The organism is Coprococcus sp. RTP31081st1_H1_RTP31081_211007 (assembly GCF_040227275.1).
In the GTDB taxonomy this organism is placed as follows: domain Bacteria; phylum Bacillota; class Clostridia; order Lachnospirales; family Lachnospiraceae; genus Coprococcus; species Coprococcus aceti.
In genome coordinates this window covers 263,785-282,306 of record NZ_JBEHVP010000001.1, presented here as the reverse complement: position 1 = coordinate 282,306, position 18,522 = coordinate 263,785, and the positions used below count along the sequence as shown (strand labels likewise).

17 protein-coding genes and 1 other RNA gene are annotated in these 18,522 nt (G+C 42.9%); all 18 read left to right on the top strand.

Annotated elements, in window-relative coordinates:
- Nucleotides 1-7 precede the first annotated feature (7 nt).
- The 18 genes from thiD (at nt 8) to ABUA31_RS01150 (ending at nt 18,339) form a co-directional block, all read left to right on the top strand.
- Nucleotides 8-1,489, top strand: a complete 1,482-nt coding sequence (gene thiD, locus ABUA31_RS01235; protein ID WP_082431249.1) for a bifunctional hydroxymethylpyrimidine kinase/phosphomethylpyrimidine kinase — start codon at nt 8-10, stop codon at nt 1,487-1,489.
- A gap of 107 nt (nt 1,490-1,596) precedes the next feature.
- Complete coding sequence (locus ABUA31_RS01230; protein ID WP_349818377.1) at nt 1,597-4,260, top strand: YfhO family protein; 2,664 nt, start codon at nt 1,597-1,599, stop codon at nt 4,258-4,260.
- A 91-nt stretch (nt 4,261-4,351) separates the two neighbouring features.
- Nucleotides 4,352-4,603, top strand: coding sequence for a preprotein translocase subunit SecG (gene secG, locus ABUA31_RS01225; RefSeq protein ID WP_015534991.1), 252 nt, complete (start codon nt 4,352-4,354; stop codon nt 4,601-4,603).
- A gap of 116 nt (nt 4,604-4,719) precedes the next feature.
- Nucleotides 4,720-6,903, top strand: coding sequence for a ribonuclease R (gene rnr, locus ABUA31_RS01220; RefSeq protein ID WP_349818376.1), 2,184 nt, complete (start codon nt 4,720-4,722; stop codon nt 6,901-6,903).
- Nucleotides 6,866-7,339 carry an SsrA-binding protein SmpB gene (gene smpB, locus ABUA31_RS01215; protein WP_022216414.1) on the top strand — a complete coding sequence of 158 codons (474 nt, stop codon included), beginning with the start codon at nt 6,866-6,868 and terminating at the stop codon, nt 7,337-7,339. The genes rnr and smpB overlap by 38 nt, the downstream gene beginning before the upstream one ends.
- A gap of 154 nt (nt 7,340-7,493) precedes the next feature.
- Nucleotides 7,494-7,841, top strand: a complete 348-nt coding sequence (locus tag ABUA31_RS01210) for a hypothetical protein (protein WP_015534988.1) — start codon at nt 7,494-7,496, stop codon at nt 7,839-7,841.
- Between the two features lie 94 nt (nt 7,842-7,935).
- Nucleotides 7,936-8,277, top strand: a transfer-messenger RNA (tmRNA) gene (ssrA, locus tag ABUA31_RS01205).
- Between the two features lie 319 nt (nt 8,278-8,596).
- The gene (gene rplS, locus ABUA31_RS01200) at nt 8,597-8,944 is read left to right on the top strand and encodes a 50S ribosomal protein L19 (RefSeq protein ID WP_055272925.1); all 348 of its coding nucleotides are present in this window, start codon (nt 8,597-8,599) and stop codon (nt 8,942-8,944) included.
- A 110-nt stretch (nt 8,945-9,054) separates the two neighbouring features.
- Nucleotides 9,055-9,627 (top strand): signal peptidase I, encoded by a 573-nt coding sequence (gene lepB, locus ABUA31_RS01195; RefSeq protein ID WP_117548919.1) that lies wholly within the window; start codon nt 9,055-9,057, stop codon nt 9,625-9,627.
- 10 nt (nt 9,628-9,637) lie between these two features.
- Entirely contained in the window at nt 9,638-10,486 is an 849-nt protein-coding gene (ylqF, locus tag ABUA31_RS01190; RefSeq protein ID WP_015534986.1) for a ribosome biogenesis GTPase YlqF, read from the top strand.
- Nucleotides 10,487-11,512, top strand: coding sequence for a signal peptidase I (gene lepB / locus ABUA31_RS01185; RefSeq protein WP_349818375.1), 1,026 nt, complete (start codon nt 10,487-10,489; stop codon nt 11,510-11,512).
- A gap of 64 nt (nt 11,513-11,576) precedes the next feature.
- A complete protein-coding gene (gene rnhB / locus ABUA31_RS01180; protein WP_015534984.1) occupies nt 11,577-12,332 on the top strand; it encodes a ribonuclease HII in 756 nt (251 codons plus the stop codon).
- Nucleotides 12,333-12,372: 40 nt separating this feature from the next.
- On the top strand, nt 12,373-12,732 hold the full coding sequence (locus ABUA31_RS01175) for a YraN family protein (RefSeq protein ID WP_015534983.1): 360 nt from the start codon (nt 12,373-12,375) through the stop codon (nt 12,730-12,732).
- Between the two features lie 13 nt (nt 12,733-12,745).
- Nucleotides 12,746-13,591: a peptidoglycan editing factor PgeF gene (gene pgeF / locus ABUA31_RS01170; RefSeq protein ID WP_349818374.1), complete on the top strand. Its 846-nt coding sequence runs from the start codon at nt 12,746-12,748 to the stop codon at nt 13,589-13,591.
- Nucleotides 13,592-13,653: 62 nt separating this feature from the next.
- Nucleotides 13,654-14,964, top strand: a complete 1,311-nt coding sequence (locus ABUA31_RS01165) for a DUF512 domain-containing protein (protein WP_015534981.1) — start codon at nt 13,654-13,656, stop codon at nt 14,962-14,964.
- Between the two features lie 25 nt (nt 14,965-14,989).
- Nucleotides 14,990-16,312 (top strand): ribosome biogenesis GTPase Der, encoded by a 1,323-nt coding sequence (gene der / locus ABUA31_RS01160; protein WP_022216420.1) that lies wholly within the window; start codon nt 14,990-14,992, stop codon nt 16,310-16,312.
- Between the two features lie 2 nt (nt 16,313-16,314).
- Complete coding sequence (gene plsY / locus ABUA31_RS01155) at nt 16,315-16,974, top strand: glycerol-3-phosphate 1-O-acyltransferase PlsY (RefSeq protein WP_173794513.1); 660 nt, start codon at nt 16,315-16,317, stop codon at nt 16,972-16,974.
- Nucleotides 16,975-17,349: 375 nt separating this feature from the next.
- Complete coding sequence (locus ABUA31_RS01150; RefSeq protein ID WP_349818373.1) at nt 17,350-18,339, top strand: NAD(P)H-dependent glycerol-3-phosphate dehydrogenase; 990 nt, start codon at nt 17,350-17,352, stop codon at nt 18,337-18,339.
- Nucleotides 18,340-18,522 lie beyond the last annotated feature (183 nt).

Sequence of the window (18,522 nt, the reverse complement as noted above, 5' to 3'; positions counted from 1 at the left end):
GGTGTACATGAAAAAAATAGTTATCAGTGATATAAAAGGTGCGATATTTGATATGGATGGGGTTCTGCTTGACTCTATGCCTATGTGGGATCATGCCGGAGAGATGTATCTGGCGGGACAGGGGATACAGGCAGAACCTGATCTTGAGAAGGTGCTTTTCACCATGACCATGATGAAGGGCGCAGAATATATGCAGGAACACTATGGACTTGAACTCAGCGCGAAGGAGATTATAGACGGTATCAATGAGACTGTGCGCGATTTCTATGCAAATAAAGTTGAGCCGAAGTCAGGTGTGCCTGAACTGCTGAGGTTCTTAAAGAGATATGATATCCCGGTCACTGTTGCAACATCCACAGACAGATGCCATGTTGAGGCAGCACTTGTGCGGACAGGACTTATGAAGTATGTTGACAGGATATTTACATGTTCTGAGGTGGGCGTGGGCAAGGCAGCCTCACCTAAGATATATGAGATGGCGGCTGAGTTTATGGGAACTCCGGCTTCGGATACATTTGTATTCGAGGACGCATATCATGCGGCGGAGACAGCACAGAACGGAGGATTTGTTGTGGTCGGTCTCTTTGACGAATCCAGCAGGGACAGACAGGGAGATCTTATAGCACATTGTGATCATTATTTTAAGAGTATGGATGACATGCTGTGCAGTATAAATTCTGACAGAAGCCGTCTTGTGCCTGTCCTCACCATAGCCGGAAGCGATTCCTCAGGTGGCGCAGGTGTGCAGGCGGATCTCAAGACCATGCAGGCAAATGGCGTATTTGGTATGAGTGCGATCACAGCCCTCACGGCTCAGAATACCACAGGAGTGACTGCTATCATGAACGTTATCCCTGATGTACTTGGCGCCCAGATAGATGCGGTGTTTACCGATATACGGCCGAAAGCGGTCAAGATAGGAATGGTATCTGTTCCTGAACTTATTGATGTGATAGCTGACAGACTTGCCAGATACAATGCGGAGAATGTCGTGCTTGACCCTGTGATGGTGGCGACCAGTGGTGCTAAGCTTATAAGCGATGATGCGGTGGAGGTCATGACCGGTAAACTGTTCCCACTTGCAAAGCTCATAACGCCAAACATACCTGAGACTGAGGCGCTCACTGGTATATCGGTGAAGAGCGTAGCTGATATGGAGAATGCTGCCAGATGTATATACGGAAAGTATGGCTGCGCTGTCCTTGTAAAGGGTGGACACAGCATAAATGATGCAAATGATATGCTTTTTGACGGGGAGAATATCACCTGGTTTTCGGGTAAGCGTATTGATAATCCGAATACACATGGCACAGGATGTACGCTTTCAAGTGCGATCGCTTCAAATCTCGCAAAGGAATATGATGTAAGTGATTCAGTTAGAATGGCCAAACAATATATATCCGGTGCCCTGGCGGCCATGCTGGATCTGGGATCGGGCAGTGGACCGCTGAATCATGGTTTCGATATACGAAGTAGGTATATGTTATAAATCAGTATGTAAAAGTTAGAAATTCTTTCATTAAAAATTTTTAATCTATATAGTATTTTCACAGATTGTGTAGTATTATATTAAAACTAAATAATCTGGAGAAGAATATGATGGAGAAAGAACAGAGAAAACAGCTCGTTATTCAGATGCTTACAGCGGGCATTATCACATTCTGCCTGCTGTGGCTTCTGTTTTATATAAAAAAGTATGTGCCGTTCGGAGTACATTCACTCGCATCCAAGGATGCTGATTTTCAGTATCTTGATTTTCCGGCATATCTGAAGGATGTATTTGACGGCAAAAATAATATAGATTATTCTTTCAGCAAATCTATAGGAGGGGCCTGCATAGGAGTATTCAGTTACTATCTTTCCAGCCCGTTCAATTTATTGCTGTTGTTATTCGACAAATCCCAGCTTGTATTGTTCGTACATGTGATCATAACGTTAAAGCTTGCCTGTGCGGCGGCGACATTTGCATTTTATCTCAACAGGAGATTTGAAGAGTGGAATGATGGTTCTGTGAAAAAACAGGCACTTATCATTTTTCTGGCGGTGAGCTATGCAGTGAGTCAGTATGGAATCGCCCAGGCATGTAATATAATGTGGCTTGACGGCTTCTATATGTTACCGCTCATAATGCTGGGCGTGTACAGAGTGGTTAACGGTGGCAGGCCTGTTATGCTTTCCGTATCAGTTGCATTGGCAGTTCTGTTCAACTGGTATATGGGCGGAATCAACTGTGTATTTGCCTGTTTCTGGTTTTTGTTTGAATTTGCATATTCAAGATTGTACAGTGGGGATACTAAGGCTGAGAAGACTGTCATAAAGGATTTTGCCGGAAAACTTGGACGGTTTATATATTCAATGCTGGCGGGAGTTCTGATCAGTGGGGTGTTGTTCCTTCCGACGATAGGTGCGATGCGTTACAGTGTAAGAGGAAGTCTTGATTTAGGCTCTCTGCTCGACATGTCATTTATCGGTGATGTTTCATCTGTGATAGACGGATATTCGCTTGGCGCACAGAGTCAGAAGGGAAGCGTGTCTCTGTACTGCGGATGTCTGGCGTTGATAGGATTTATTGGAATCTTCATCGGTAAGAAACACAATGTAAAGCAGAAGATATTAGCATTTGTCACGCTTGTGGTAATGCTGCTCATGTTTTACTGGAATCCATTGTGCATGGCATTTTCTCTGTTCAAAGAGGTTGGATCATATTGGTACAGATATTCACATGTTGGAATATTCTGCATATTATTCTTTGCCGCTGAATTTTTCCTCTCGGAGGATCTGAATGCTGTAAAATGGCGGGTTATCATTGCAAGTGCGATATTCAGTGCGGCTATGCTTGGTGTAAACTATCTGCATGGAGTCCAGGATAACAAACTTGTATGGCTGACCGATGCGCTTATTGTAGGGGTAGCCGTTTTGATAGCACTCATAAGCAGGCTTTCGAAAAACGTAGGAGCCGGAAGAGTGTTCGGGATTATATTTACGGTCATTCTGTGTGCAGTGCTGACTGTTGAGACAGGATACAGCGTGATGTTGCAAATGGACAATATCCATATCGACAACGGTGAGAGTTTTGTTGAGTATGAGACGGCTATGGAAGGCCTTATAAATGATCTGAAAGAATATGATTCCGATACATACAGGATCAGCCAGACCAGATCAAGGGCGACAAGATCACTCGAAAAAAAGAAAAACAATAATGGCAAAGATACGGATGATAATTTTAAATATAAGAACAATGTCAGAGCAAATTATGACGAGTCGTTTGGTTATGGGTATTGGGCGATAGGATCGTATGTGTCAACCGCTGACAGCACAGTGCTGAACTTCCTTGTGGACACGGGATACAGGAGCGAAGGCGATAACCTAAGTGTTGTCAACATGCCGGTGCTTGGAACTGATTCACTGCTGGGAGTCAGATACATCGTATCTGATTATGCTTTGGAGGGCATGGATAAAGTAGAGGATATTGCAGACAATGCAAATGGAGCCGGTGTATACGAGAACCCATACAGCCTGCCTATGGCATTTGTATATGATTCAGGCAAATATACAGCGGCAAAATATAACGGCAATCCGTTTGAATATCAAAATGAGCTCTACAGCGAGCTGCTCGGCAGAAAGGTTGAGATCTATAAGCCTTTAAAGTACGAGACGGTTGTAAGTAAAGCGAAGAAGCGTGTATACAAGATGGAGATCCCGGAAGGCAATTACATCGCTTATGGCAATATCCCATGGAACAGTCTGTTTAATGCAAAGCTGAATGTCAATGGAATATACAGGACCGGATATGCCAGATGGCTTTCGCCGTCAGTGTTCAATATTCCTGTAAATGAGGATCGTGATTACTACAAGGTTGTGCTTCACTCAAAGCAGAAGCTAGATCTGGATGATGGAGCAGAGCAGTTTTATGTTCTTGATCTGGATTTGCTGAAAAGCATAGCAGAGGAGCTTGAGAAATATACCCCTGATGTGATGGATATAGAAAATGGCAGCGCAGAAATTGTTGTAAATGCCAAGGAAGGACAGAGTTTATTCACATCTATTCCTTACTGTGATGGTTGGACAGTCAAAGTTAACGGCCAGAAGGTACAGCCGGATAAGGTGGTAGACAGCCTGTATTCTATAAGTCTTGTTGAGGGTGAGAATGTTGTTGAGATGAAATTCCATGTGAAATATGCAGGCGCAGGTATTGCCTGTTCGATAATAGGTATCGCAATGCTGGTATTTGCGGAGTTTTACAGAAAACGAAGAAAATAGTTATTGAATATATTATTTTGTTGTGTTATTATGTTTCAAGTTGGTGTTAAAATTATACACACACCATTTTTTCGGAAACGGAGGTGTTAAGATGCTGAAGACAATATTAATGGTAATTTATGTTATAGTATGTATAGTATTAGCAATAGTGGTTCTTTCACAGGAAGGAAAGGATGCGAGCCTTACAAGTTCCATATCAGGAGCAGGCGGCGGATTTGACAATTCCTACTGGAGCAAGAATAAGGGAAGCTCAAAGCAGGAGATACTTAAGAAGATAACAGCAGTTCTCACAGTTCTCTTCTTTGTACTTGCATTACTGCTTGACTCAAAGCTTTTCAACTAATAATGATTTCTGATGCTTACATATATTAACTGATATATGTAAGCATTTTTTTGCTCATTATGCAATGTATTTGTGCGGTAGGGATGCGGGCATAATGTATATAGAAAGGGTTTGTTATGGATAATAAGGATTTGGAGTTATACAACAGAAGAAAACAGACGGTATATGAATTTATATGCGATGATGATTATCCGCCTATGAAGTTCAAGGAGATGTGTACATTCCTTCAGGTCCCTGGAGATGAGAGACAGACATTTCTCGATATACTGAATGACCTCACAGAGGAGGGACTGATCATCAGATCGGCAAAAGGACGATATCAGAAGGTCGGAGAAGGGACATACAAGGGAATATTTATCGGCAATCAGAGAGGTTTTGGATTTGTCCGCGTTGAGGGCATGAAGGAGGATTTCTTTGTCCCTGAGAAGAATACCATGGGAGCGTTCCACGGTGATACAGTCCTCATACGTGCGGAGGACAGACCGAAGGGAATGAAGCAGGAAGCATCGGTTATAAAGGTACTTGAGCGTGGACTAAAGAAGGTTGTCGGAGTCTATCAGAAGAATAAGAACTTTGGATTTGTCATACCTGACAATCTGAAAATAGATGGAGACATATTTATATCCAAGGCAAATTCCATGGGCGCCATGGCTGGACATAAGGTTGTGGCGGAGATCATCAGTTATGGAGACAAAGTGAAGTCTCCGGAGGGAAAGATTATAGAGATACTTGGACATATAAATGATCCGGAGAGTGACGTGCTGTCTGTGGTCAGAGCTCTGGACATTCCAGTCGATTTTTCTGACGAGGTCATGGACAGCCTTTCACAGATCCCTGATTTTGTCAGCGCATCGGAGATGGCAGGCAGAACGGATCTCCGACATCTTCAGACAGTGACGATAGATGGCGAGGATGCAAAAGACCTGGACGATGCCATAACACTCTATGAGGCGGACGGAATGTACAAGCTTGGTGTGCACATAGCTGACGTGACCCACTATGTAAAGGAGAATTCCCCTCTGGATAAAGAGGCACTTAACAGAGGTACAAGCTGTTATCTCGTGGACAGGGTAATACCTATGCTTCCGCACAAGCTGTCAAATGGTATCTGTTCGCTGAATGAAGGGCAGGACAGATTGGCGCTGAGCTGCCTTATGGACATAGATCAGAAGGGCCACATAGTAGGACATAAGATATGTGAGACTGTGATCAATGTGGACCGTAGAATGTCATATACAAGTGTGTCTGCAATTGTCGAGGATCACGATCCAGGGGAGACCAGAAAATATGAGGAGCTTGTGCCTATGTTCGAGATGATGCTTCATGTGTCGGATCTTCTCAGAGCTAACAGAAGAAAGCGAGGCTCAATAGATTTTGATTTTGACGAATCGAAGATCAAGATAGACTCCGACGGCAAAGTTGTATCAATAGGTGTATATGAGAGACGCAGATCCAATGAGATCATTGAAGATTTTATGCTTGCTGCAAATGAGACGATTGCTGAGGATTATTTCTGGCAGGATATACCATTTGAGTACAGAGTCCATGAGACACCTGATGCAGACAGGGTTGAGCAGCTGGCGCTCCTTATAAGTAATTTTGGAATGTACTTTAAGGCATCAAAGGAGAATATACATCCGAAAGAATTCCAGAAGCTACTTGACAGGATAAAGGGTGAGCCTTATGAGAATCTTGTGAGCAGGATGGCGCTGAGGACCATGAAACAGGCGAAGTATTCAACGGAGTGCACAGGACATTTTGGACTTTCGTGTAAGTATTACTGTCATTTTACTTCTCCTATAAGGAGATATCCAGATCTGCAGATACATCGTATAATAAAGGAAAATATACATGGCAGACTTGACTCGAGGAGAATAGAACATTACAGCATGATACTTGACAGGGTGGCTGATGACAATTCGCGCAAGGAGAGAAGAGCTGAGGAAGCTGAGCGTGATGTGGAGAAGCTCAAGAAGGTGGAATATATGTCAGCTCACATTGGCGAGGTCTATGACGGATTTGTCTCAGGAGTTACAAACCGGGGAATGTTCGTGGAACTGCCGAATACGGTGGAAGGCTTTGTGAACGTGGCAGATATGCGCGACGATTATTACTATTTTTCTCAGGAAGATTATGCTATGATAGGTGAGGACACGGGCAAACAATATGCCATCGGTGATCCTATACAGATAAAGGTGAAGAATACAGACAAGATGACGAAGTCGATAGATTTCAGTATTGTATATAAAGGAGAGGATACATTTGTCAAAGGAAAGAGGAAACACTCTCATCGCAAATAACAAAAAGGCATATCACGAGTATTTTATAGAAGAGAAGTTTGAGGCCGGAATAGAGCTTGTGGGAACCGAGGTAAAGTCCATAAGACAGGGACACTGCAGTATCAAGGAAGCATTTGTCGGAATAGACCACGGCGAGGTGTATGTGTACAGAATGAATATCAACCCATATGAGAGGGGGAATATATTCAATAAAGATCCGCTCAGGACGAGAAAGTTGCTGCTCCACAGGTACGAGATCAACAAGCTTATCGGACAGCAGAAGGTGAAGGGTTATACCATTATGCCGCTCAAGGTATATATCAGAGATGGACTTGTCAAGATGGAGATAGGTCTGGCAAGAGGTAAGAAGCTCTACGACAAACGTGAGGATATCGCCAAGAAGGATATGAAGCGCGAGATGGAGAGAGATCTTAAGAGCAGGAGCAAGGACTTCTGATCGTGAGCGTTTGTGGAATTTCTGTGAAATCAAACTTATTATTGGAATTATAATGCAGCTTGTGTTATACTAGCAAGGTGTTGAATAAGATAAGCTGGTTCAGATATAATGTGTGTATCGGAATCAAATAAACGATAGTCTGGAGAAGGGCGTTATGAGTCAGAGTAAAGTAGATAAGAAGAAATATGAGAAAAAGCACCGCAAGGAGATACTCAGGAAGCAGAAGATCAAGAAGATTATTGCTATAACAGTTACGATCGTTGTTATCGCTGCTATAGTTGGAAGCGTTGCGGGTGTGAAGATATATAAGGCGATACCTAAGTATGTTGATGCTTCAGGCTTGTCAGAATATGTAGACAAGACTTGGAAGGACAGCGGTTATGACACTCTGTTTTCTGCCACAGCTTCCGATGCTGAGGACACAGCAGACACAACTGAAAATGCAGAAGATACAGCAGAGGCGACAGATGCAGAGGAAGATACAACTGCTGACGCTGAGTAAGAGCATCTGATAAATTAAGATATATAGGCGCAAGTATTATTTTGATATTTGCTGCATATATTATAAATGATTGGTTATCACTGATCTATGATCAGGGGTTGACTGGTTTCGACAGGGGTTTTGAAGCTATGGAAGCCATCCGTGGACCAGAGCCACGCTAAAAGCTGGAAAAAAAATAAACGCTAACGATAATTTAGCATACGCTGCCTAAGGGCAGTCGTCATCCTTTAGGAACGCCGAGCCTTTAGGAATGGCGTCGATTTTCGGCAAACTCCTGCATCTAAGCTTTGCGATGTAGGAAAATCCATGAAGCTACTAAGGTCTATAGCATGTTAGTGGGCGATAGGCTGAGGGAATGTTAAAGCACTGACTGTGATGGAAGAAACTGTAGTGAATGAGCTTTTGGACGCGGGTTCGACTCCCGCCAGCTCCACTATTTTTCATAAGGAGGGGCCCGCCGTAGGTGGGAGGAATCCTTGTGAAGCACGCAGACGCCTGCGAACGAAGTTCGTCTTCTAATGCGTCTGCTCCACTTGACTGAATTAAGTCGAACAAGATATTTAATGCAACAGGGCATATAGAAATCAATCTATATGCCCTGTTTGCTAAAAAACGGATAAAATCCGAAAATTCTTCTTGCATCTACAATTTCAGTATGTTATATTAAATGAGTTGTGAAAAGAGTGATGGTCCTCTGTGCCCATATATCCGGTGGATATGGTAGTAAGAACATCAGAATATTAAGGAGGAACACAATGAACGATTACATTAAGAATCTTGAAGCTTCACAGATGAAGGAGAGCGTTGATGAGTTCAACGTAGGAGACACTGTTAAGGTACACAACAGAATCAAAGAGGGTAACAAGGAGAGAATCCAGATCTTCGAGGGTACTGTAGTAAAGAGACAGGGCGGAAGCAACAGAGAGACATTCACAGTTAGAAAGATCTCTAGCGGATGCGGTGTTGAGAAGACATGGCCTGTACACTCACCTTTCGTTGAGAAGATTGAAGTTGTAAGAAAAGGTAAAGTTAGAAGAGCTAAGATTTACTACTTACGTTCAAGAATTGGTAAGGCAGCAAAGGTTAAGGAGCTTGTTAAATAATAAAGCTTGTAACATGAAAGTAAAAGTGGCTGGAGTATTTCTACTCCAGCCATTTTTAGAATGGATGAAATGAACTGAACAAATATATTGATGATTGAAGGATAGAATTCATGAGTGAGAGATATGACAGACTCCGAAGGATAAGGAGAGAAAAAAGGCGTCAGAGAAGACAACAGAGATCATTGAAAAAGACTATGAAGAGCGCACTTGGCTGGTTCATATCGATACTGACAGCGGCTATACTTGGTTATGGTTTTGTTGCATTTGGATTCCAGACGGTATATATGGTAGGACCATCCATGGAGCCGACACTGACGGATGGAGAATCGTATCTGGTCAATAAGGCTGTTTATCTGGTGACATCCCCGGAAAGATACGATGTGGTAGCGTATCGTATAGTTGAGAATCAGGACAAATACTATTCCATCAAGAGAGTGGTAGGCCTGCCGGGTGAGACTGTGCTTATCCAGAATGGTCAGGTATATATAAATGGCAATCCGCTTGCAGATTATCCCGTCGACTGTGAGATAAAAACAGCCGGAATAGCGGAATCTGCGATCACACTTGGAGAGAATGAATACTTCCTGCTCGGAGACAATCCGGACAACAGCCAGGATTCAAGATTTCAGGCGGCTGGCAATGTGCAAAAGAGCGAGATGCTGGGCAGAGTAAAGATAAAATAGAGGTAGAGATATGAATATACAGTGGTATCCCGGACATATGACAAAAGCAAGACGAATGATGCAGGAGGATATAAAACTTATAGATATCGTCATAGAGCTGGTGGATTCAAGAATCCCATTCAGTAGTAAGAATCCTGATATAGACGAGCTTGCAAAGAACAAATACAGACTCATACTCCTCAACAAATCAGATCTTGCGGATGATGCAGTCACAACAAAGTGGGAAAACTATTATAAGAATAAAGACTTTGCCGTTGCAAAGATAAATGCCCGTGACGGTATGGGGATGAAGAGTATCAACAATATCGTGCAGGAGGCCTGCAAAGAGAAGATAGAGAGGGATAGAAAAAGGGGAATCATAAACCGTCCGATAAGGGCGATGATAGTCGGTATCCCGAATGTCGGCAAATCCACGTTTATCAATTCCTATGCGAGAAAGGCCTGCACCAAGGTTGGAAATAAGCCTGGTGTCACAAAAGGCAAGCAGTGGATAAGACTTGGAAAGAATATTGAGCTTCTGGACACTCCCGGTATTTTATGGCCGAAATTCGATGATGAGGCCGTTGGTCTCAGACTTGCGTTCATAGGTTCGATCAATGATGAGATACTCAGCATAACGGATATAGCGGTTGAATTAATTAAATTTTTACAGGCAAACTATTGTAATACCCTTGTTCAAAGGTATAATATTGAAAGTGTTGATGATCCTGTACAGATGCTGACAGGTATCGCAGAGAAGAGACAATGCATTAAGAAGGGCGGGGAGCTCGATTATGACAAGGCTGCGGCTCTGCTGATCGATGATTTCAGATCGGGAAAGCTGGGGCGTATTACATTGGAGACCCCGAAGGAAGACTAGATGAGTGAAGAAAACAAGAATGTTGCTGATGCGTTAAACGATATATTTGAGGATGACCCTGCGAAGAAGGAAAGGGACAAAGAGATCGCCAAATATGAGAAGAAGCGTCAGAAAGCGATAGATAAAGAACAGAAGAAGGCTGCAAAAAAGGCTGCGAAGGAAGCAAAGGAAGCTGAAAAGAAAACTGCCGACGATGAGCAGGAAAATAAGGAGAAGTCCTCCTGGTCATGGGACAAAGCAGTCGCTGAGAGTTCGGCTGATGCAAAGGCGGAGACAGCAGATAAATCGGAAGAAGCATCTCAGAAGGAGACATCGGAAGAAGTTGCAGGAGCAGCTAAATCTGAGAGCTCAGATAAAACTGCAGAAGCGGTTAATACAGACTCTTCTGAAGAAGTGTACAATGGGGATGGAGAACTTGACGAGAAGGCTTTAAAGAAGCAGCTCAGGAAAGAGAAGAAAGAGGCAAAAAAGAAAGAAAAGGCCGAAAAGGAAGTCAATATTGTCAAGGATCTCATATTTCTGTGTATTTATATAATAATAGTAATTGGCATATGCTGGGCTGTGCTCACATTTGTCGGACAGCGAACAGAGGTCAGTGGAGAGTCCATGAGCAATACTCTTCACAGCGGAGATACATTATGGATCGACAAGCTTGAGTATGAATTTGGCTCGCCGAAGAGATTTGATGTGGTTGTATTCCCGTATGGAGACGATGATGAGACCTTCTTCATCAAGCGTATAATCGGACTTCCGGGTGAGACAGTGTATATAGACGAAGATGGTGTTATCAATATAAATGACGAGCCTCTGGAGGGCGATGTGTATGGCAGAGAGGCCATAGCCAGCGACAAGCGCGGAGTTGCAGCCGAGGAGATCACACTGGGTGATGACGAGTACTTTGTTCTGGGAGATAACAGAAACAACAGCCGTGACAGCCGTGTGGAGGATGTTGGCAATATACACAAGAAAGACATCATCGGCAGGGCTGTATTCAGATTTACAGGCGGTTTTGGCAAGATAGAATAGGATAAGATATCAGGGGCTGTTGCCTAAAAAGTGGCAATGGTCCTTGTTTTTAGGTGGAGGACATATGGAAAGTATAGCGGAGATAAAAAAAGTATTTGCTGATGCTGATATAAGTGAATATTCGGGGCTTATCGAGAAGTATGGCGACGATGAGAGAGATGGGGTAAAGAAGATCATAGCGTCCGCTCAGAAAAAGATCAATGCTCTTGAAAAGGAAAAAGCCCGCAGCTATAAAATGTTTGAATTTGAGAGAAAATACGCTGATAAGGGATATATATGTGGTATAGATGAGGTCGGAAGAGGCCCGCTTGCAGGCCCTGTAGTGGCTGCTGCAGTCATTCTTCCAAAGGACTGTGATATTTTATACCTCAACGACTCCAAGCAGCTCACACCGAAGAAGAGGGAGGCTCTATACGATGAGATCATGGCGAAGGCTGTAGCTGTAGGCGTGGGTATGGCAAACGAGAAAGTAATTGACGAGATAAATGTTCTCAATGCAGATTACGAGGCGATGAAGCAGGCTATATCGAAGCTTCAGGTTAAACCACAGCTCCTGTTAAACGATGCGGTTAATATTCCGGGTGTTGATATCGAGCAGGTAGGCATAATAAAAGGTGATACGCTGTCTGCGTCGATTGCGGCAGCAAGTATAATTGCAAAGGTTACAAGGGACAGGCTTATGGTTGAGTATGACAGTCTGTATCCGGGTTATGGATTTGCAAAAAATATGGGATATGGTACGGCAGAGCACATTGATGCGCTCAAGAAGATCGGTCCGTGCGCAATACACAGAAGGACGTTTATCAAGAACTTTGTATAACAATTGTTCATCACACATATATTCATGGAAAGGTGAAATGATGTATAACAGCAGAGCAACCGGTAATGAAAAGGAAGCTTTAGCTGCTGATCATCTGGCTGGCAGGGGCTATGAGATCCTGTGCAGGAATTTCAGGGTGGCCAGCGGTGAGATAGATATAGTGGCAAAACACGATGGATATATAGTGTTTATCGAGGTGAAGTATAGGTCCGGAGTACATAAGGGCTTGCCGGAGGAGGCTGTCGATGTGCGCAAGCAGAGACAGATATGTAGGACTGCATTATTCTTCCTGAACAAATATGGATATGGAATGGACACCCCGGTTAGATTTGATGTGATAACCATACTTGGTGAGGATATACATCATATAGAAAATGCATTTGAGTATTCGGGATATTGATAGGATGGCGGATATGGATATAAAGTATATTAGGAAAGACAATTCAACACATGTCCACACGGTGGATGGCGTGGATTATATATCATTTGACAAATTGGACAGAGCCGGAGTTGTAAATGCATTCTCCACCAGGATCGGCGGAGTGAGTGAGGGATATCTGGGTTCCATGAACCTGAGCTTCCACAGAGGCGATGATGCGGATCTGGTAATGGAGAATCACCGCAGATTTGCCGCTGCAGTGGGGTATGATTACGAAAAGCTTGTGTTCTCAGATCAGGTGCATAAGACAGACATATATAAAGTTACAGAGAAGGATGCCGGAAAGGGAATAATCAGAGAGTCGGATATTCTGGAGATCGATGGACTTATGACGGATGTTCCGGGGATACCACTTATGACATTTTATGCGGACTGTGTCCCTGTATTGTTCTATGATCCGGTGAAAAAGGTTGTTGCGGCGAATCACTCCGGGTGGAAGGGAACCGTCAGCAAGATAAGCGGACATATGATAAACAGATTGAAGTCTGAATATGGAACATCTCCAGAGAATCTTATTTGCGCCATAGGACCTTCTATATGCAAGAATTGCTATGAGGTGAGTGAAGATGTAGCTGAACGCTTTATGGCGGCATATACGGAAGCAGAGACGGCTCAGATCGTATTTAGCAAGGGTAATGGCAAATATCTGCTTGATCTCCACAAGGCCAACTATTACAATCTTGTTGATTCAGGTGTAAAACCTGAGAATATTGACGTGACAAATATATGTACATGCTGTAACAGCGAATGGCTTTTTTCACACAGGGCGAGCAAAGGCCTGCGGGGTAATCTTGCGGCAGTGATCATGCTCCCTGAATGATAGGGCGTTATTCATTTGCTGCAGCTTTTGATCAGTAGACAATTAATATAAAAGAGGAAATTATGGAACATATTGTAAAGGAAATACTTGAGGGAAGTATAGCCCAGGAGATGGAGATCGAACCGGGAGATAATATTCTGGCGGTCAATGACCATCCTATAGAGGATATATTTGACTATCAGTATCTCATAAATGACGAATATATAGAACTTCTCGTGAGGAAGTCTGACGGCGAGGAGTGGCTTCTGGAGATAGATAAGGATTATGACGAGGATCTAGGGATTGTTTTTGAAAATTCCCTGATGGATAATTACAAGTCTTGCTATAATAAGTGCATATTCTGCTTTATCGATCAGAACCCGAAAGGTATGAGAGACACTATATATTTCAAGGACGATGATTCCAGACTGTCATTTCTTCAGGGAAATTATATTACCCTTACTAATATGAAGGAAAAGGATATTGACAGAATAATCAATTATCACCTTGCTCCGATAAATATATCGGTGCACACTACCAATCCCAAGCTGCGCTGCAGTATGCTGAACAACAGATTTGCCGGTGCCATACTTGACTATATAAGGAAATTTTATGAAGCTGGTATTCCTATGAATGGACAGATAGTTCTGTGCAAGGGGATAAATGATGGGGAGGAATTGTGGCGTACGATCTCTGATCTTATGGAGTTTGTTCCTGTTATGGAGAGCTTGTCCGTGGTTCCTGTCGGTTTGTCAGATTACAGAGATGGCTTGTTCCATCTTGAACCGTTCAACAGAGAGGACGCCTGCGAGGTTATTGATATAATAGAACATTTTCAGAAAAAGGCATTTGAAAAGCATGGCACACATTTTGTCCAGGCAAGTGATGAATGGTATATAAATGCTGGCAGGGATTTCCCTGAGGCTGACAGGTATGATGGCTTTATCCAGCTTGAAAATGGTGTGGGCATGGTGAGACTGCTCATTGATGAGTTTGATGAAGAGTGGAGCTGCGTAGAGGGCGATGACAGAGAGTATGAGGTGTCCATGGTTACTGGAGTGCTCGTATATGATTCCATAAAGCTCCTTGCTAACAGGATCCCTGAGAAGTTTCCTAATGTGAAGGTGCATCTGTATAAGATCATTAATGATTTTTTTGGACACAGAATAACCGTGACTGGATTGCTTACGGGTGGAGATATAAGAAAGCAGCTCACAGGAAAGCCTCTTGGGCAGCGTCTTATACTGCCTTCCAATACTCTTATGGCGGATGAGCCAAAATTCCTTGATGATGTGACACTTGCAGAGCTCACAGATGCTTTACAAGTCGATGTTTGTATTGTAGAATCAAGTGGTGCTGATTTTATTCATGCAGTAATTGGCGATGATATGTAATTAATTATATATGGAGGAAGATAGAATGAGTAAACCTATAGTTGCCATAGTGGGCAGACCCAATGTAGGTAAATCAACTCTGTTCAATGTGCTTGCCGGAGAAAAGATATCCATAGTTCAGGATACACCGGGAGTTACGCGAGACAGAATTTATGCTGATATCAACTGGCTGGATTACAATTTCACTCTGATAGACACAGGAGGAATTGAGCCGGAGTCAGACAATATTATACTTAAGAGCATGAGAGAACAGGCAGAGATAGCCATAGAGACAGCGGACGTCATCCTGTTCATGACGGATGTCAGACAGGGAATGGTTGATGATGATGCCAAGGTTGCCGATATGCTCAGAAGATCCAAGAAACCTATAGTTCTCGTTGTCAACAAGGTAGACAGCTTTGAAAAGTTCATGCCGGATGTGTATGAGTTCTATAATCTTGGACTTGGAGATCCACATCCTATATCAGGTTCATCCAGACTTGGAATAGGAGATATGCTCGATGAGGTGGTATCACACTTCAATGAGTCTGCAAAGGATGACACGGAGGATGAGAGACCTAGAATCGCCATCATAGGAAAGCCAAACGTAGGAAAATCTTCTATAATTAATAAGCTTCTCGGTGAGGACAGGGTTATTGTATCAGATATAGCCGGAACTACAAGAGATGCCGTGGATACAGAGATCGTCAGAAATGGCAGAGAATATGTATTCATAGACACAGCGGGACTCAGACGAAAGAGCAAGATTAAAGAGGATATAGAGAGATACAGTATCATAAGAACAGTATCAGCGGTTGAGAGATGTAATGTTGCAGTCCTCGTAATAGACGCAACGGAGGGAATAACCGACCAGGATGCCAAGATCGCGGGAATCGCACATGATCGTGGCAAGGGAATGATAATAGCTGTGAACAAATGGGATGCCATCGAGAAGAATGACAAGACCATATATAAGTTTACAGAGGAGATCAGAAACAAGCTTTCATACATGCCGTATGCGGAGCTGCTCTTCATATCAGCCCAGACCGGACAGAGACTTCCAAAGCTGTTCGAGACCATAGATGCTGTTATAGAGAATCATTCACTCCGCATAGCTACTGGTGTTCTGAATGAGATTATGAGTGAGGCGGTTGCTATGCAGCAGCCACCATCAGATAAGGGTAAGAGACTTAAGCTCTATTATATTACCCAGGTGTCAGTTAAACCTCCTACATTTGTCATATTTGTAAATGACAAGGAGCTTATGCATTTCTCATATACACGTTATATAGAGAACAGGATAAGAGAATCCTTTGGATTCAGAGGTACACCTCTAAAATTCATAATCAGGGAGAGGAAAGAGAAGTAGTCATGGAGATGTTGATTAGGGCTATATGTCTGGTTGGGGGCTATGGAGTAGGACTCATTCAGACAGCGTATATTTACGGCAGGATAAAAGGTGTTGATATAAGAAAGTATGGAAGTGGAAATGCGGGAACGACAAATGCACTGAGAGTTCTTGGAAAGAAAGCTGGACTGATAGTTTTCCTGGGGGATTTCCTCAAAGGAATAATCGCCTGCTCACTGACACATATCATACTTGGCCAGCTAGGTATAGGTAATGCATACATGTTCGTACTGTATACAGGACTTGGAGTTGTGCTTGGTCATAACTTCCCATTCTATATGCAGTTCAAGGGCGGCAAGGGAATTGCTGCCAGCGGCGGAATGATAGTAGGTCTGTGGGATTGGAGATTGGTAGTGATACTCCTTGCAGCGTTCATTATAAGTGTTGTGATAACAAGATATGTATCGGTTGGATCACTTACGATCATGATCGGATTCTTCATATTATACACAGTATTTGCAATTCATGGAGATTATAATTTCACATCGAATGCCAAAATGATCGAAGGAATAATCATGGCGGGAATCATAGCCGGAATGGCCGTGATAAGACATTGGCAGAATATCAAGAGACTGATAGCGGGAACGGAGAATAAGTTGTCGTTTGGTTCTAAGAAGGCTTGATGGAAAGCGGAAGCGAATAGAGAGTTATTGAATCTCCTCCTTACTGGATAAAACAGGAAGGAGGAGATTTTTTGTAGTGAGCAACGTTTTATAGATGTCTGGATAAAACAAAATCAGATAACATAATGAGTATACATAAAACTGAGATTATGGTTATGTGATATTTATACGCAGTGAAATGCGTATTAAAAACTGTTGATTAGAATAATGTGAGTTTACATAACTAGCCCAGAATCTAAAAATACAGTAAAAATTTGCAAAAACATCCATGTATTGTCACTATAGACTGGATTAAATGATGAAAAAAAGTTAAAATAGAAAAAAATGATTCAAGGATTGAAAAAAGAAATATAAATATTTTGGAGGTATTTTACGATGAAAATAGGTGTTCTCGGAGCAGGTGGATGGGGTTCTGCACTTGCTAATCTGCTGGCAGGAAATGGACACGAGGTTATAGTGTGGTCTATAGATGAGAGAGAGGTTGCCATGCTCAAGGAATTTCATGAGCAGAGAGACAGACTTCCAGGCGTTATACTTAACAACAGTATTGAATATACAACAGATGCGTCAAAGGCTGTTATTGGTCAGGAGATGATAGTGTGCGCAGTGCCTTCTCCGTTTGTCAGAAGCACAGCAAAGAACATCGCTGACAAGGTGAGCAACGGACAGCTTATCGTGAATGTCAGTAAGGGAATAGAAGAGTCCACACTCAAGGCTCTCGTGGAGATCATTGAGGAAGAAATCCCACAGGCTAAGGTGGCTGTCCTTTCGGGTCCGTCACATGCAGAGGAAGTAGGCCGCGGAATACCTACAACGGTAGTTGCCGGTGCCCGTGATATAGAGATTGCAAAGACGATCCAGAACGCATTTATGAACGATTATTTCAGGGTATATACAAGCACTGATGTGACTGGTATTGAGCTGGGTGGTTCAGTGAAGAATGTAATAGCTCTGGCAGCCGGAATATCAGATGGACTTGGACTTGGCGACAACACGAAGGCTGCTCTTATGACCAGAGGAATGGCGGAGATCATGAGACTTGGACTTGCCATGGGCGCAGATGTCAAGACGCTGTCAGGACTTTCAGGAATGGGAGATCTTATAGTTACATGTACATCCAAGCACAGCCGTAACAGGAATGCCGGATATCTCATCGGTCAGGGTAAGACCTATGAGGAAGCTATGGCGGAGGTCAAGATGGTTGTTGAGGGTGTTTATTCTGCCAAGGCAACACTGGCACTTGCCAGGGAGCATGGGGTTGAGATGCCTATCGTTGAAGCAGTCAATAACGTATTATTTAATGGCATGACGGCAAAAGAGGCTCTCACAGAGCTTCTCAACAGAGACAGAAAGAGTGAATTGTAATCGATTATATTTTATATGTTTGATATATTTCGATAGATTATGCTGCCGAAGAATAGTAGTACAAAATCAACTAATAATTAAACGATAAAGTAAATGTGAACAAAAAAGCAACAGAAAACTGTTCTTTTTGTTCACAAACTGTTTACAATTACCATGTGTTATGATAAATTTAAAGCAAGTGTG

What these genes read in the sequence shown, in the direction of transcription:
- thiD (WP_082431249.1), top strand. Translation starts at nt 8, where the DNA reads ATGAAAAAAATAGTTATCAGTGATATAAAAGGTGCGATATTTGATATG.
- ABUA31_RS01230 (WP_349818377.1), top strand. Translation starts at nt 1,597, where the DNA reads ATGATGGAGAAAGAACAGAGAAAACAGCTCGTTATTCAGATGCTTACA.
- secG (WP_015534991.1), top strand. Translation starts at nt 4,352, where the DNA reads ATGCTGAAGACAATATTAATGGTAATTTATGTTATAGTATGTATAGTA.
- rnr (WP_349818376.1), top strand. Translation starts at nt 4,720, where the DNA reads ATGGATAATAAGGATTTGGAGTTATACAACAGAAGAAAACAGACGGTA.
- ABUA31_RS01210 (WP_015534988.1), top strand. Translation starts at nt 7,494, where the DNA reads ATGAGTCAGAGTAAAGTAGATAAGAAGAAATATGAGAAAAAGCACCGC.
- rplS (WP_055272925.1), top strand. Translation starts at nt 8,597, where the DNA reads ATGAACGATTACATTAAGAATCTTGAAGCTTCACAGATGAAGGAGAGC.
- lepB (WP_117548919.1), top strand. Translation starts at nt 9,055, where the DNA reads ATGAGTGAGAGATATGACAGACTCCGAAGGATAAGGAGAGAAAAAAGG.
- ylqF (WP_015534986.1), top strand. Translation starts at nt 9,638, where the DNA reads ATGAATATACAGTGGTATCCCGGACATATGACAAAAGCAAGACGAATG.
- lepB (WP_349818375.1), top strand. Translation starts at nt 10,487, where the DNA reads ATGAGTGAAGAAAACAAGAATGTTGCTGATGCGTTAAACGATATATTT.
- rnhB (WP_015534984.1), top strand. Translation starts at nt 11,577, where the DNA reads ATGGAAAGTATAGCGGAGATAAAAAAAGTATTTGCTGATGCTGATATA.
- ABUA31_RS01175 (WP_015534983.1), top strand. Translation starts at nt 12,373, where the DNA reads ATGTATAACAGCAGAGCAACCGGTAATGAAAAGGAAGCTTTAGCTGCT.
- pgeF (WP_349818374.1), top strand. Translation starts at nt 12,746, where the DNA reads ATGGATATAAAGTATATTAGGAAAGACAATTCAACACATGTCCACACG.
- ABUA31_RS01165 (WP_015534981.1), top strand. Translation starts at nt 13,654, where the DNA reads ATGGAACATATTGTAAAGGAAATACTTGAGGGAAGTATAGCCCAGGAG.
- der (WP_022216420.1), top strand. Translation starts at nt 14,990, where the DNA reads ATGAGTAAACCTATAGTTGCCATAGTGGGCAGACCCAATGTAGGTAAA.
- plsY (WP_173794513.1), top strand. Translation starts at nt 16,315, where the DNA reads ATGGAGATGTTGATTAGGGCTATATGTCTGGTTGGGGGCTATGGAGTA.
- ABUA31_RS01150 (WP_349818373.1), top strand. Translation starts at nt 17,350, where the DNA reads ATGAAAATAGGTGTTCTCGGAGCAGGTGGATGGGGTTCTGCACTTGCT.